The 12,855-nt window shown below is 36.8% G+C and carries 16 protein-coding genes and 1 other annotated feature (1 of these 17 cut by a window edge); of the genes, 9 read left to right on the top strand and 7 right to left on the bottom strand.

The genetic code is table 11. The features are described from left to right. The first annotated feature begins 117 nt into the window (after nucleotides 1-117). A complete protein-coding gene (locus FS802_RS23310; protein WP_000636592.1) occupies nucleotides 118-390 on the top strand; it encodes a DUF3917 domain-containing protein in 273 nt (90 codons plus the stop codon). Nucleotides 391-438: 48 nt separating this feature from the next. On the opposite strand, the gene mscL is transcribed toward FS802_RS23310, so the two are convergent. The 3 genes from mscL to FS802_RS23295 form a co-directional block, all read right to left on the bottom strand. Then, nucleotides 439-837 (bottom strand): large-conductance mechanosensitive channel protein MscL, encoded by a 399-nt coding sequence (gene mscL / locus FS802_RS23305; protein ID WP_000267008.1) that lies wholly within the window; start codon nucleotides 835-837, stop codon nucleotides 439-441. A 128-nt stretch (nucleotides 838-965) separates the two neighbouring features. Continuing rightward, a complete protein-coding gene (locus FS802_RS23300) occupies nucleotides 966-1,892 on the bottom strand; it encodes a Gfo/Idh/MocA family protein (protein WP_098654453.1) in 927 nt (308 codons plus the stop codon). A gap of 135 nt (nucleotides 1,893-2,027) precedes the next feature. Beyond that, nucleotides 2,028-2,708 carry an ankyrin repeat domain-containing protein gene (locus FS802_RS23295; RefSeq protein ID WP_098654454.1) on the bottom strand — a complete coding sequence of 227 codons (681 nt, stop codon included), beginning with the start codon at nucleotides 2,706-2,708 and terminating at the stop codon, nucleotides 2,028-2,030. 149 nt (nucleotides 2,709-2,857) lie between these two features. On the opposite strand from FS802_RS23295, the gene FS802_RS23290 reads away from it, so the two are divergent. The 3 genes from FS802_RS23290 (at nucleotide 2,858) to FS802_RS23280 (ending at nucleotide 5,396) form a co-directional block, all read left to right on the top strand. Next, nucleotides 2,858-4,312 (top strand): sensor histidine kinase, encoded by a 1,455-nt coding sequence (locus FS802_RS23290; RefSeq protein ID WP_098707675.1) that lies wholly within the window; start codon nucleotides 2,858-2,860, stop codon nucleotides 4,310-4,312. A 1-nt stretch (nucleotide 4,313) separates the two neighbouring features. After that, entirely contained in the window at nucleotides 4,314-5,003 is a 690-nt protein-coding gene (locus FS802_RS23285) for a response regulator transcription factor (protein ID WP_000821764.1), read from the top strand. A 123-nt stretch (nucleotides 5,004-5,126) separates the two neighbouring features. Next, complete coding sequence (locus FS802_RS23280) at nucleotides 5,127-5,396, top strand: hypothetical protein (RefSeq protein WP_098654456.1); 270 nt, start codon at nucleotides 5,127-5,129, stop codon at nucleotides 5,394-5,396. A gap of 65 nt (nucleotides 5,397-5,461) precedes the next feature. On the opposite strand, the gene FS802_RS23275 is transcribed toward FS802_RS23280, so the two are convergent. From FS802_RS23275 to acuA, 4 genes are all read right to left on the bottom strand, one after another. Further along, a complete protein-coding gene (locus FS802_RS23275; protein ID WP_141537767.1) occupies nucleotides 5,462-6,322 on the bottom strand; it encodes an alpha/beta fold hydrolase in 861 nt (286 codons plus the stop codon). A 121-nt stretch (nucleotides 6,323-6,443) separates the two neighbouring features. Then, a complete protein-coding gene (gene acuC / locus FS802_RS23270; RefSeq protein WP_000092828.1) occupies nucleotides 6,444-7,610 on the bottom strand; it encodes an acetoin utilization protein AcuC in 1,167 nt (388 codons plus the stop codon). Beyond that, on the bottom strand, nucleotides 7,607-8,251 hold the full coding sequence (locus FS802_RS23265; RefSeq protein WP_000634568.1) for an acetoin utilization AcuB family protein: 645 nt from the start codon (nucleotides 8,249-8,251) through the stop codon (nucleotides 7,607-7,609). The genes acuC and FS802_RS23265 overlap by 4 nt, the downstream gene beginning before the upstream one ends. Nucleotides 8,252-8,268: 17 nt before the next feature. Next, nucleotides 8,269-8,901 carry an acetoin utilization protein acetyltransferase AcuA gene (gene acuA, locus FS802_RS23260; RefSeq protein WP_098654457.1) on the bottom strand — a complete coding sequence of 211 codons (633 nt, stop codon included), beginning with the start codon at nucleotides 8,899-8,901 and terminating at the stop codon, nucleotides 8,269-8,271. Between the two features lie 176 nt (nucleotides 8,902-9,077). On the opposite strand from acuA, the gene acsA reads away from it, so the two are divergent. The 5 genes from acsA to FS802_RS23235 all read left to right on the top strand — a co-directional run bounded on the left by acsA (nucleotide 9,078) and on the right by FS802_RS23235 (nucleotide 12,713). Continuing rightward, nucleotides 9,078-10,796 carry an acetate--CoA ligase gene (gene acsA / locus FS802_RS23255; RefSeq protein ID WP_098654458.1) on the top strand — a complete coding sequence of 573 codons (1,719 nt, stop codon included), beginning with the start codon at nucleotides 9,078-9,080 and terminating at the stop codon, nucleotides 10,794-10,796. A gap of 85 nt (nucleotides 10,797-10,881) precedes the next feature. After that, nucleotides 10,882-11,439 (top strand): maltose acetyltransferase domain-containing protein, encoded by a 558-nt coding sequence (locus FS802_RS23250; protein ID WP_000845599.1) that lies wholly within the window; start codon nucleotides 10,882-10,884, stop codon nucleotides 11,437-11,439. A 66-nt stretch (nucleotides 11,440-11,505) separates the two neighbouring features. After that, nucleotides 11,506-11,961 carry a hypothetical protein gene (locus FS802_RS23245; RefSeq protein WP_000066432.1) on the top strand — a complete coding sequence of 152 codons (456 nt, stop codon included), beginning with the start codon at nucleotides 11,506-11,508 and terminating at the stop codon, nucleotides 11,959-11,961. Then, a complete protein-coding gene (locus FS802_RS23240; protein WP_000057190.1) occupies nucleotides 11,942-12,487 on the top strand; it encodes an RNA polymerase sigma factor in 546 nt (181 codons plus the stop codon). Before FS802_RS23245 ends, FS802_RS23240 begins: the two co-directional genes overlap by 20 nt. Then, nucleotides 12,468-12,713: a hypothetical protein gene (locus FS802_RS23235; RefSeq protein WP_001293791.1), complete on the top strand. Its 246-nt coding sequence runs from the start codon at nucleotides 12,468-12,470 to the stop codon at nucleotides 12,711-12,713. The genes FS802_RS23240 and FS802_RS23235 overlap by 20 nt, the downstream gene beginning before the upstream one ends. A gap of 77 nt (nucleotides 12,714-12,790) precedes the next feature. Then, nucleotides 12,791-12,855, top strand: a binding site (T-box leader); it runs 165 nt beyond the window's last position.

Raw genomic sequence — 12,855 nt, 5'->3', positions numbered from 1 at the left:
GACTTCGCTACAAAATTGGTATTATTCCTTGTTATATGTCACATAAGTGCAAATTTAACTATTATAGGGCAATGTCATGTATAATAGAAAGAAAAGGCTTGTGAGGGGGGAGAAAAGATGATCGTTCTTTGGATAATTACGCTTTGTATGACTGCTATTTTTGCATATATGACGTTAAAACAAAATGGCTTAAAGCGATTTGTTCCAGGAAGTATTCTTGCAGGAATTGCCCTTATCACGTATGTAATTTCTATTTTTATTGAAAGTGTATCAGTGGACATGAGCACAAGTTTAATGTTCATGGGTATTACACTATTTGCAGGTAGTATTATGGTACTTATGGTTGCAGGTATTATTTTATTTATTCATATGAATTCGGAAACGTTATAACATATAGAAAAGGCATGTCCCGAGGGGCATGCCTTTTTATCCGTTCAATTATGCTCTATCTTTAGAAGAATTTTGTTGTTTTAATAAGTCGCGAATTTCGCCAAGAAGTTCTTCTTCTTTTGTTGGTTCTGGAATTTCTTCCACTTTTTCTTCTTCTCTTTTAGATGTTAGTTTGTTGAACACTTTAACGAACATAAAGATAGCAGCTGCAATAATTAAGAAATCAAAAATAGTTTGGATAAAGTTACCATACATAATGGATGATTTACCAAATGTAATTTTTAAATCTGTAAAGTTAACGCCACCTAATACCATACCAAGTAATGGTGTGATAATATCTTTTACTAAAGAACTAACGATTTTACCGAATGCAGCCCCGATTACAACCCCGACAGCTAAATCGATTACATTCCCTTTGAATGCGAATTTTTTAAACTCGTTCCACATGTGTTAATCCCATCCTTTCCACGATTCAATATGAAATTTATAATTCCTATCAACATATTCTATAGAAATTTGCGATAGAAATAAAGGGAAAATGGGAATGAAAGTAAATTCTGAAAAATGTATCCGTTTTAATTTTTGATTAGATCGTTCAGTAGAGATTGCAACAGTTGCTGCGTTTTTAATCCTTCTAATCCATCTACAACAGGCTTTGTATCGCCGTGTACACATTCGATAAAATGATGAACAGCATCTTCAAAACCACGTTGTTTTAACGTTGTATCCCATGATGGTGAACCAATCTGAGAAACTGCATTTTCCTGCTCAACTTCAAATGTGTTCATATTTTTTACGCGAATGATTTTACCTGTCGTTACAAGTTCAATTTGTTCTAAATTTGTACCGGCGTGGCGATGCATCGCGGTAGAAAGTAACAGTCCACTTGGAGTTGTATATGTATGATGTCCGTAAAGAAGTTCATTCTTTTCATTCATTTGCATCATATTATGAACGACGTTAAGGTCATCATTAGCTAACCAGCGAGCAGTATCTACAATATGTAAGTAATCATCTAACATAGTAAAGTCATATGTATATGGCCCGACTTTATTTGTGCGATGCTTTTCAATTCGAACCCATGAAATATTATGAGCTTGCTCTTTTGCAGCAACATACATAGGAACGAAGCGGCGATTAAATCCGACCATTAACTTTCTGTTATGCTTTTCGCTCAACTCGACTAGTTGCTCAGCTTGTTCCACTGTAGCTGCTAGCGGCTTATCAACATAAACGTCAATTCCTTTTTTCAGAAGTTCAGAAACGATTTCATAATGTGTAGCAGTTGAACTATGGACGAAAGCCGCATCACATTCTGAAGCGAGTGCCTGAAGGTTAGCGAAATCTTGAATACGATATTGCTCGCAAATTTGTTTTCTTTTATTAACATTAGGTGTAAACGCTCCCACAAAAGTCCAATCAGTTTCCTTTGTCAGTGTTGGAAGGTAAGCCTTTTGTGCAATGCTACCTAATCCAATCATTCCAATACGAGGTTTGCTCATGTTTTTTCCCACCCTATTATAAATATATAAGTTGTCTAGCTGTATAGCTATGTGACGAAATAACTGTAGCATAGACTGGGGAGAATGGCAAAAAATAGATTTGAAAATGATACGTTTTTTATAGGAAATGAGCTTTTATTTATTTGTCGCTAGCAAAATCTTCTCTATCTCTTCAAAGTTATGAGCGCGAGCAAGTTCTAACGGGGTAACACCATCGTTGTCTGGAATATTTACATCTGCACCGTGTTCAATAAGAAGCTGAATGACTTGTTGCTGTGTTTCATTTCCGTTACTTAATACGATGGCTTCCATTAAAGCGGTCCACCCGAGATTATTTACATGGTTAACATCAATAGTTGTTCGCGTAAGGAGTTCTTTAATTACATCAATATAGCCATGTTCTGAGGCAGGAATAAGAGCTGTTCCGCCGTAACGATTCGTAAGCGATGGATCTGCACCGGCATCAATTGTTAGTTTTAAAATATCGAAGTAACCTTCTGCACCGGCGTATAGAAAGGGATTATTTTTCATATCATCTTGGATATTTACGTCAGCCCCAGCTTCGATAAGCGCTTTTGCGGTTTTTACATCATTTTTGTATGTAGCAATCATAAGAGGGGTACGTCCTTTATTGTCTGTTACATTTATGTCAGCCCCTTTTTTGAGTAACGATATAACGGTATTCGTTTCTTGTTTTTCAGTAGCTGCTAGTAGCGCTGTCTCCATGTTTGTCATCTCCTTTTTAACTTCTTGTTCTTGCGAGCAACCTTGCAAAAAAATTACGCAACAGATCATGCTTAATGTTTTTTTGAACATGGAATTTCAACCTCCTCATTTCAACTGTAAAATAAGAACATTAAATTTTTATAAACTGACGCTAAAATTACTATAAAATCGCTTGAGTATTTGAACATATATTTTTATGCTTATGAGTAATAAGGTTTGGTAAAGTGAGGATGTAACATATGTCTATTAAAACAAGATTTTTATTCTCTTATATTGCTGTTATTCTCGTTTCCATTACGCTCATATTAGTCGCGGGATTTTTAATTGTTTTTTCCATAACGGGAGACTTGGAATCAGTGAAAAATTTCTATAAAAGTTCCTATATTCAAAAGCCGCTTACGCCAGAAGAAGAGAATACGTATATTGAATTGAAATTAGCGGCAAAGAAAAATCAATCTCAACTATTAGATGAATCGTTCGTTTCAACACTTGAAAAAGAAGGTGTGAAAATAGTTGTAAGAAAGGGAGAAACCATTTCTTATGCTACAAAAGTATTTGAAAGAGTATCTTTAAAAGAAGCCCTTCCGAAATTTGAATCAGCAAATATTAATAGTCGTGGTACAACGGAACTAGGCGATACATTTTATCGATATGTAAAATTTGATTTTTATTTTCCTGGGGATGAAGAAGGGAGTATATTTGTACTAAAAAGGCAAAGTTCATTTGTTGATCTTACACAAAAGTTATTTCCGATTTTGTTCGGAGCGCTTTTACTGTTAGCCATTTTACTCATAGGGCTATTAAGTTATTTCGTCTCAAGAAGTGTGATAAAACCAATTTTTGTACTGAAAGATGCGACTGGGAGAATTAAAGAAGGGGATTTAGATTTTCAAATTCCTGTTACATCCCATGATGAGATTGGGCAATTAAATCAAGGATTTGAGGAAATGAGGAAGAGATTAAAAGAGTCGATTGAAGTACAAACGCAGTATGAAGAAAATCGAAAAGAGCTCATTTCAAACATATCTCATGATTTAAAAACACCGATTACATCTATTATCGGATATGTAGAAGGCATAAAAGACGGGGTCGCAAATACGCCAGAAAAAATGGATAAGTATTTAACGACCATTCATACGAAGGCGAAGCATATGGATACACTCATTGATGAGCTCTTTTTGTTTTCGAAGCTTGATTTGAATCGAGTTCCTTTTCAGTTTGAAACGATAGAGTTAAACGTGTTTATGCAAGAATTATTAGAAGAGATGCAGATGGATTTAAGTGAGGAAGGTATAGAAGTTTATTTACAATTACATTCATCACCACTATATGTAACGGCCGATTGTGAAAAGATAAATAGAGTGATATCAAATTTAATTCATAATAGTGTGAAGTACATGGATAAAGAAGCGAAGAAAATTACTGTAACAGTATTAAGTGATAACAATACAGTCATTGTGAAAGTGATGGACAATGGATCAGGTATAGAAGCTGATACGCTGCCGTATATATTTGAGCGGTTTTATCGTGCAGAGCAATCGCGAAATTCTAGCACAGGTGGAAGTGGACTTGGCTTAGCGATAGCGAAGCAAATTGTTGAAGAACATGGCGGAGAAATTTGGGCGGAAAGTAAGCTTGGGGAAGGTACAAGTATTTTCTTCTCATTGAAAAAAGTACAGGAATGTGGTGAGTAGAATGAAGAGAATTTTACTAGTAGAAGATGAAATAAGTATCGCAGAATTACAGAGAGATTATTTAGAAATTAGTGATTTTCAAGTTGATGTAGAGCATTCAGGAGAAATAGGTCTACAAATGGCTCTTCAGGAAGATTATGATTTAATTATTTTAGATATTATGCTTCCGAAAATGAATGGTTTTGAAATTTGTAAACAAATACGTGCTATAAAAGACATTCCGATTTTACTTGTTTCAGCAAAGAAGGAAGATATAGATAAAATTCGCGGACTCGGTTTAGGAGCGGATGATTATATAACGAAACCGTTTAGCCCGAGTGAATTAGTAGCAAGAGTAAAGGCACATATTTCTCGTTATGAAAGATTATCAGGAAATGTGAGTAAGCAACGCGATACGTTGTATATTCATGGGATTTCTATCGATCAGCGAGCGAGAAAAGTTTTTATAAACAATGAAGAAATTGCGTTTACAACGAAGGAATTTGATTTACTAACATTCTTTGTAACGCATCCAAACCAAGTGTTAAATAAAGAACAGTTATTTGAACGTATTTGGGGATTAGACTCAGCTGGCGATTTAGCCACTGTCGTTGTTCACATTAGAAAGCTACGTGAAAAAATTGAAAGAGATCCTGCTCACCCGCAATATATTGAAACAGTATGGGGAGCTGGTTATCGCTTTAACGTGTAATGTACCTGCCAAGTAATTGGTAGGTTTTTTATGTTATTCGAACAAAAAGGGGATAATAGGTAATTTGTGTTAAAATATAAAGAGAGATAAAACATAGGAGAGCATGAGAGGGCGTGCTACATTTTGGGAGATACATTAAAAGATACTAAATCAAACAAGGCTTTAAAGATTGGAACGAATATCATACTTATCTTATTAATTATCGGTGCAATACAAATGTTTTATGATGAAGATTCTACGAATGATCACTTCGGTGGGTTATTTATGATGGTCTTTTTTGGAATTAAAATAATTTCTAATTTTATGATGAGTATAAAAGAAGGAGATAAAAAGGCAGTATTACTTGATATAGGTTTAATGATTTTTTTGTTCTTCTTGTTGTTTCTAGTGTGAAATATTTCTTTTGAAAAAGCTCATAGTCTTATAGAGACTGTGAGCTTTCCTTAATAATAGCGGTACTAGTGTAACGATTTATAAAATATTTGAGTAGTAGAAGTAAACTGAGCAGATTCTTCTAAAAAAGGATAATGGTTACTCTCCTCAAATATCACAAAGATAGAATTACGTATGCCATCATGCATCTCAATAGAATACTGAATTGGGCACTGTACATCATGTCTTCCGCATATAATAAGTGTCTTTGTTTGGATGGAAGGTAAATGCTCTCTTAAATCAAATGAAGGATATTCATTGGCGAAAGCATTCATCCGGCTAGCGGACATTGTTTTTTTGATTGGTTTACTAAAATAAGAGTTATGGTTTTCGGGTTTATACAATGATAATTTTGTCCTATTAGTAGATAGTTCTTTTCTTTCTGCATTTGTAAGGTGAGGAGTTTTTAAGTTTTCGATGAGCTTTTGCATATAATGAAACTGTGGATGTGCGGGGTGATAAATACAAAATGGTGTTTCGGTATAGTTACTTGCTGCGGCTCCGGCCAAGGCTAATGATTGTAAGGAATTTGGATATGTAATCGCATATAAAAGTCCAAGCATACCACCTGTTGAATGACCGGCGAAATGCCATGTTGGGAGTTGTAAAGCTTCTCGTATTGCTTCTAAGTCGTGAACTGTTTCAATCATACTTAATTCTTTTTCTGAATTGGCTTTTGCTGAGTTACCAGCGTCTCGTAAATTAATGAGGAATACACGATGCGTAGCAGTGAAAACATCTGCAAAGTAATCACCAGTTTCATTAAATTGTGAATAGTGATGTGTAATACAAAGTGGCTCGCCATTTCCTTTTGTAAAGAGTTCAAATGTGCCACGTTTCGTGTTAATTATTTGTTGTGTCCACATAATATCACTACCTTTTCTCATAAAAGTTGGACCAGTTAATTATGAAATAAAATATATCAGCGCAACTCGAAATATATCGACTTACCGACAAAAGCCGACAATAAATAAAAGGAGGCTATTCAAAAACGAGCCTCCTTTTCGTTTAGTACAAAGATTTTGTCATATTATTCCGAATTATTTCAAGGGATTTCGTTACAGTTAATGCGTTCTTTTCTTCAATTTCTGGTTTACGGGGGATCGGTTTATACATGTTGTCTGGATCTTCCCATGTGAGGGGAAGTTCTGTTTCAGCTTGTCCTTTCCAAGCGTCAATCCATTCTGGAGGGAGATAACCTGAGATGTTTTGGATGTTGTTCATTTCGAGCCAAATGAGTGCCCAAGCTCTTGGGACGACGCGCCAGTGGTCATAGCCACCACCGCCGACAGCGATCCAGCGACCTTCACAATATTCGTTAGCGATTTCGCGAGCGAGCTTCGGTATTTCACGGTAAATATTCATCGTTGCGCAAAGATGTGTAAGTGGGTCGTAATAATGTGCGTCAGCGCCGTTTTGCGTTAAAATAATATCCGGTTTAAAATATGCGGCAACTTCTTTTACGACAGTTCGATAGGAATTTAAAAACGATTCGTCTTCTGTAAAAGCATCGAGTGGAACGTTAAAAGAATAACTATAGCCATTACCTTGTCCGCGTTCATTTACAGCGCCAGTTCCAGGGAATAAATAGCGCCCAGTTTCATGTAGTGAAATGGTGCATACGTTAGGATCGTCGTAAAAAGACCACTGTACACCATCACCGTGATGAGCATCTGTATCAATATATAAAACACGTAAACCGTATTTTTTCTGTATATATTTCATTGCGATGGAACTATCGTTATAAATGCAAAATCCAGACGCCTTGCCGCGGAAGCCGTGATGTAAGCCGCCGCCTAAATTAAGTGCGTGTTTTACTTTCCCGGAAAGAACAGCATCGACAGCAGTTAACGTACCGCCAACGAGTAATGCGCTTGCTTCGTGCATATTTGGAAACATCGGTGTATCTTCTGTTCCGAGTCCATATGTCATCGCAATTGATTTTTCTAACTTACCTTCTCCAGCACGTTTTACCGCATTTATGTATTCCTCTGTATGAACGTAGGCGATCTCTTCATCTGTAGCCATTCGTGGTGAGATGATTTGGGAGGGAGAGATAAAACCGCCCTTTTGTAATAAATCATACGTGAGTGTGACGCGCAGTTGGTTAAAAGGATGATCAGGGCTAAATGAATAGCCCCGAAAGTCATCCGAATAAATAAACGCGCTACTCATGCTTGCATCCCCATAATATTCGGCCATAATACGCGGTAGCCTTCTGCTTCAAGTGCATCAATCACTTTTAGCGGATTCATCGTTTGAATGCGGAAAACGAGTACTTTATCATTCTCATCTTTTGCTGGGTAGACGAGAACGCTCACGATATTTATTTGTAACTCACTAAAAATGGCAACGACTTTTCCAAGAATGCCAGGTTCGTTTTTTACTTGAATTTCAATTTGTGAACTCGGTTGATGTGCTCCTGTTAATTTCACTAACGTGTGCAGTACAGTAGATTCAGAAATGATTCCAACTAACTTTCCTGCCTTTGTAACAGGAAGACAGCCAATTTTATTTTCAAAAAATAAAGTAGCAATTTCCTCAACGAAATCGAGAGGATGGCAAGTCATAACAGGGTGTTTCATAATAAGTTCAAGTGGTTGCTTCAGCATATCGAGTGAAACTTGTTCATCTAAAATAGACGGACTTGCATCTCTTACATCCCGATCAGAAATAATGCCTACGACATGATTATTTTGATCGACAATTGGAATGTGCCGAATGCCTTTCGTGCGTATCGTTCGGATTGCTGTTTCGATTGTATCGTTTGGATGTAGTGTCACTACATCTTGATTCATAATTTCTTCTACAATCATTCCAGTTGCCCCCTTTATTAGTACATAAAACGATTGTGAAAACGTAGACGATCAAATGCTTGAATAGAATCTGTATCAACGCGTTTACCGATGCGGACCATTAAACAGTTAGCGGGATGCGAACAAATTTCAGGATCATCTGTAGCCATCCATTGTAAGCCACCAGCATTCATCATTTTTTCCATTACTTTTCGGTACTCCCAAACATTTAAGCCTGTTTGTTTTAAATCCCAGTGCCAATAATATTCAGTCGTCAATATAATGTAATCTTCCATATGATCGTCCATCATTGAAACTTCTAATAAGTTCTTTCCGACAGCGCAACCGCGGAAGGCTGGGACAACTTCAATTGCCCCGAGTTCAATTAAGTTTTCAATCTTTCCTTCTGACCATCGTTCGAGCGGATCAGGATATAAGTATGTAACATATCCAACAATCGTTTGGTCATGTCTAGCAATAATGAGACGAGCTTCTGGTAATTTAGAAATTTCGACAATTGCTTTATATTGATGCTCGGCAGGACGAAACGCAACTAAATCGGGATGAAATTCATACATTTCTAAGTTATGTGTAGAGACAGGACCTTCAATAATTAAAGTGCCTTTCGCTGTTTTTAAGTTTCTAGCATTATATATTTTTTTATGAATCAATGTATTACTCACCACCTTGAGGGTTTGTGAATCTATTAATATCGTACTTTATAATATATGCGATGTGAATCGAAATTTGTCATTAAAAATTTGTCTAAAAATCAACAAAAATACTGAAAATTTTAAACAATGTCATTATAATAGATAATAGAATACATAGGAGGGGGATGTAAAGTATGAAAGTAGAAACGCTTCCTGTCATTAAAGGAGAAAATAATTTGCCGAATTATGATGAGGCATACGCGAATTTTAACTGGGAAGAGGTTAATAAAAACTTTACTTGGAATGAAACAGGCCGAGTAAATATGGCGTATGAGGCAATTGATAAGCATGCGAAATCCGATCGTAAAAATAAAGTAGCCCTTTATTATCAAGATGGATCGCGAAAAGAGAAGTATACATTTAAGGAAATGAAGGATTTTTCTAATAAAGCAGGAAATGTCCTGAAAAATTACGGCGATGTAGAAAAAGGCGATCGCGTTTTTATTTTTATGCCGCGTTCTCCAGAATTATATTTTGCCCTTCTTGGTGCAGTGAAATTAGGGGCAATCGTTGGTCCGCTATTTGAAGCATTTATGGAAGGCGCAGTTCGCGATCGTTTAGAAGATAGTGAAGCAAAGGTATTAATTACAACACCTGAATTGTTAGAGCGCGTACCATTAAATGACTTACCAGCTTTAAAGACAGTCTTCCTTGTTGGAGATAATGTAGAAGAAGGCGGTAAAACGGTAGCGTTCAATCCTTTATTTGAACAAGCTTCAAAAGAATTACATATTGAATGGTTAGGCCGTGAAGACGGTTTAATTCTACATTATACGTCTGGTTCTACTGGTAAACCAAAAGGTGTGCTTCATGCGCAAAATGCAATGGTGCAGCACCATCAAACGGCGAAATGGGTATTAGATTTAAAAGAAGACGATGTATATTGGTGTACAGCTGACCCAGGCTGGGTAACTGGAACAGCTTACGGTATTTTCGCACCGTGGTTAGTTGGGGCATCAAATGTTGTTTTAGGTGGCCGCTTTAGTCCAGATGCGTGGTATGAAGCACTGCAAGATTACGGTGTAACAGTTTGGTACAGTGCGCCAACAGCGTTCCGTATGTTAATGGGAGCTGGACAAGACGCAATTAAAAAATATGATTTATCACAAGTTCGTCACGTATTAAGCGTTGGTGAACCGTTAAATCCAGAAGTAATTCGCTGGGGTATGAACGCATTTGGACTTCGTATTCATGATACGTGGTGGATGACAGAAACAGGTGGACAAGTTATTTGTAACTACCCTTGTATGGAAATCCGTCCAGGTTCAATGGGTAAACCAATTCCAGGTGTGAAAGCAGCGATTGTTGATAATGAAGGAAATGAAGTTCCTCCATACACAATGGGTAACTTAGCAATTGGTAAAGGTTGGCCAGCGATGATGCGTGGAATCTGGAATAACCAGCAAAAGTATGAATCTTACTTTATGCCGGGAGATTGGTACGTATCAGGTGACTCTGCTTATATGGATGAAGATGGATACTTCTGGTTCCAAGGGCGTATTGATGATGTAATTATGACGTCAGGTGAGCGAGTTGGTCCGTTTGAAGTAGAAAGCAAATTAATCGAGCATGCTGCTGTTGCAGAGGCTGGTGTAATTGGTATTCCTGATCCAGTGCGCGGAGAAATCATTAAAGCATTTATCGCGCTTCGAGCAGGATACGAACCATCTGATGAATTAAAAGAAGAGATTCGTCAATTTGTAAAGAAAGGCCTAGCAGCTCATGCAGCGCCAAGACAAATTGAATTTAAAGATAAATTACCGAAAACGAGAAGTGGTAAGATTATGCGCCGCGTATTAAAAGCGTGGGAGTTAAACTTACCAACAGGTGACTTATCAACGATGGAAGATTAAGAGAGGAAGGTCTGAACGAAATAACGTTCAGACCTTTTTTTATGTTATTGTAAACTTGTATATATAAGTTAAAGGGGAGAAGGAAATGAAAACAGAAAAAGAAAAGATGATACAAGGGGAAATGTACATACCAGCTGATCCAGTTTTGGTTCAAGAGAGGGAGCAAGCTCGTATATTAACGAGAAAATTAAATGAAACGCCAGAAGTACAATTAAAAGAGCGTAGCGAAATCGTAAAAGAACTATTCGGAACGACTGGGGATAACATTCATCTTGAATCTTCTTTTAGATGTGATTACGGTTATAACATTCATGTTGGTGAAAATTTTTACGCGAACTTTGATTGTACGATTTTAGATGTGTGTCCGGTGACGATCGGAGTGAACTGTATGTTAGCTCCAGGTGTTCACATTTATACAGCAACACACCCGCTTGACCCAGTAGAGCGCATAAGCGGATCAGAATACGGAAAACCAGTTACAATTGGTGATAACGTATGGATTGGCGGAAGAGCGGTTATTAATCCTGGTGTAACAATTGGAGACAACGCGGTAATCGCATCTGGCGCCGTCGTAACGAAAGATGTGCCGGACAATGTAGTAGTTGGCGGAAATCCTGCAAAGATTATTAAAAAAATAAAATAATATTTGAACGAAGTGCCTTCCACGTCTGTATACACTTATGAAAGAATAGATGAGGGAGGCTTTTTTATGTCTAATAAATTACTTCTTGCTTTTGCTTTACTTGGAATTATAGTCGTATTTTCTTGTGGGCTTTTCTTACCGATACCAATTGGATATAGAGTATCAATGCTTACAGCTGGAGTTATAATGAGTGTTATGTTTTCAATCATTATTCCGTTTGATAGAAAACATATAGTACGGAAAAATGGATATAAAATTGATTTTACAAAAACAAAAGTGTATTTTCGTTGGAATGTATTTGATACGATTTCTGTCTGCCTTGCGTTGTATGCATGTATATGTGTGCAAGCGTTAAATATTTTAGTTGCAATGGGATTTACGATTCAAAACCCATATGTTCAATTTTTTACAAATCAATCACAATTGTGGGTTTTCATTGCAATTGCATATTTAATTTCCCGTATTTCATTAACGTTAAAAGGAATAAAGGAGATCAAAAATCATGGCGCAGATTGGGATTGAGGAGGAACTCATGCTTGCGTATCAAAGTGGAGATAAACAGGCGGGAGAAAAACTATATGTTTTAATCAAACCAGCGCTATACACATTTTTGTATCGATTTAACCGAGATGAACAATTAAGTATCGACCTTGTGCAAGATACGTTTTTGACGTTAGAGCGTAAGAAACATATGTATGAACCTGAAAAAGGTAAAATAAAAACGTATTTATTTCAAATTGGTTATCGTCTTATGATTAATAAATTAAATAGAAGAAAAAAGTGGCGTACGCTTTTACCGTTTTTAGTGCCGATCCAGGAAAAAGAATTTTCTCACGAAGATCGGCTCACAGTAAGAGAAGCAATTTTGAAAGTTCCGGAAGAGCAGAGAGCTGTCCTTATTCTTTCTTATTATCATGATATGCAGCAAAAAGAGATTGCTGAGATATTAAACATTCCGATTGGAACAGTGAAGTCGAGACTTCATAACGGGATAAAGAAATTGAAACAATTGCTGGAGGTGGATGAAATTGAGCGAAAATCCCTTTAAGAGTGAATATAAATTAAAACAGCATTTAGATAGTGACCATGTAGAAATACCGGGCTTTCCAAAAAAGGTAAGTCGCTTCGATCGATTAATCAGATTTCTTGGTTCCCCAGCGAAAGATCCTGTGGAGGCGACGATTGGGAATGATTTATCTGTTGTGTTTCATGTATCGTTAATAGTTGGAGTTCCACTTCTTTCTCTTATTACGATACTCTTTGCGACGTTGTAAAGGATTGGCAAGAAGAGAAACCCGACCTCTATTTGACACGCCTATATAAATGATGGTATAAAGAAAAGTATATGAATAATTGAGCGTGGAAAGGGAGAAGTAGTGATCATTTCCCTGTTTTAGAGAGCTGATGGCCGGTGAA

Source organism: Bacillus sp. DE0042 (genome assembly GCF_007680225.1).
In the GTDB taxonomy this organism is placed as follows: domain Bacteria; phylum Bacillota; class Bacilli; order Bacillales; family Bacillaceae_G; genus Bacillus_A; species Bacillus_A wiedmannii.
Note: the sequence above shows the minus strand (reverse complement) of the source record. Positions and strands in the feature narration are given on the sequence as shown.

Bases quoted from the DNA above. Each gene is read 5' to 3' on its own strand.
- FS802_RS23300 (WP_098654453.1), bottom strand. From the start codon at position 1,892: ATGAGCAAACCTCGTATTGGAATGATTGGATTAGGTAGCATTGCACAA.
- FS802_RS23240 (WP_000057190.1), top strand. From the start codon at position 11,942: ATGGCGCAGATTGGGATTGAGGAGGAACTCATGCTTGCGTATCAAAGT.
- FS802_RS23265 (WP_000634568.1), bottom strand. From the start codon at position 8,251: ATGATTGTAGAAGAAATTATGAATCAAGATGTAGTGACACTACATCCA.
- acuC (WP_000092828.1), bottom strand. From the start codon at position 7,610: ATGAGTAGCGCGTTTATTTATTCGGATGACTTTCGGGGCTATTCATTT.
- FS802_RS23290 (WP_098707675.1), top strand. From the start codon at position 2,858: ATGTCTATTAAAACAAGATTTTTATTCTCTTATATTGCTGTTATTCTC.
- FS802_RS23285 (WP_000821764.1), top strand. From the start codon at position 4,314: ATGAAGAGAATTTTACTAGTAGAAGATGAAATAAGTATCGCAGAATTA.
- mscL (WP_000267008.1), bottom strand. From the start codon at position 837: ATGTGGAACGAGTTTAAAAAATTCGCATTCAAAGGGAATGTAATCGAT.
- FS802_RS23310 (WP_000636592.1), top strand. From the start codon at position 118: ATGATCGTTCTTTGGATAATTACGCTTTGTATGACTGCTATTTTTGCA.
- acsA (WP_098654458.1), top strand. From the start codon at position 9,078: ATGAAAGTAGAAACGCTTCCTGTCATTAAAGGAGAAAATAATTTGCCG.
- FS802_RS23295 (WP_098654454.1), bottom strand. From the start codon at position 2,708: ATGTTCAAAAAAACATTAAGCATGATCTGTTGCGTAATTTTTTTGCAA.
- FS802_RS23250 (WP_000845599.1), top strand. From the start codon at position 10,882: ATGAAAACAGAAAAAGAAAAGATGATACAAGGGGAAATGTACATACCA.
- FS802_RS23275 (WP_141537767.1), bottom strand. From the start codon at position 6,322: ATGAGAAAAGGTAGTGATATTATGTGGACACAACAAATAATTAACACG.
- FS802_RS23245 (WP_000066432.1), top strand. From the start codon at position 11,506: ATGTCTAATAAATTACTTCTTGCTTTTGCTTTACTTGGAATTATAGTC.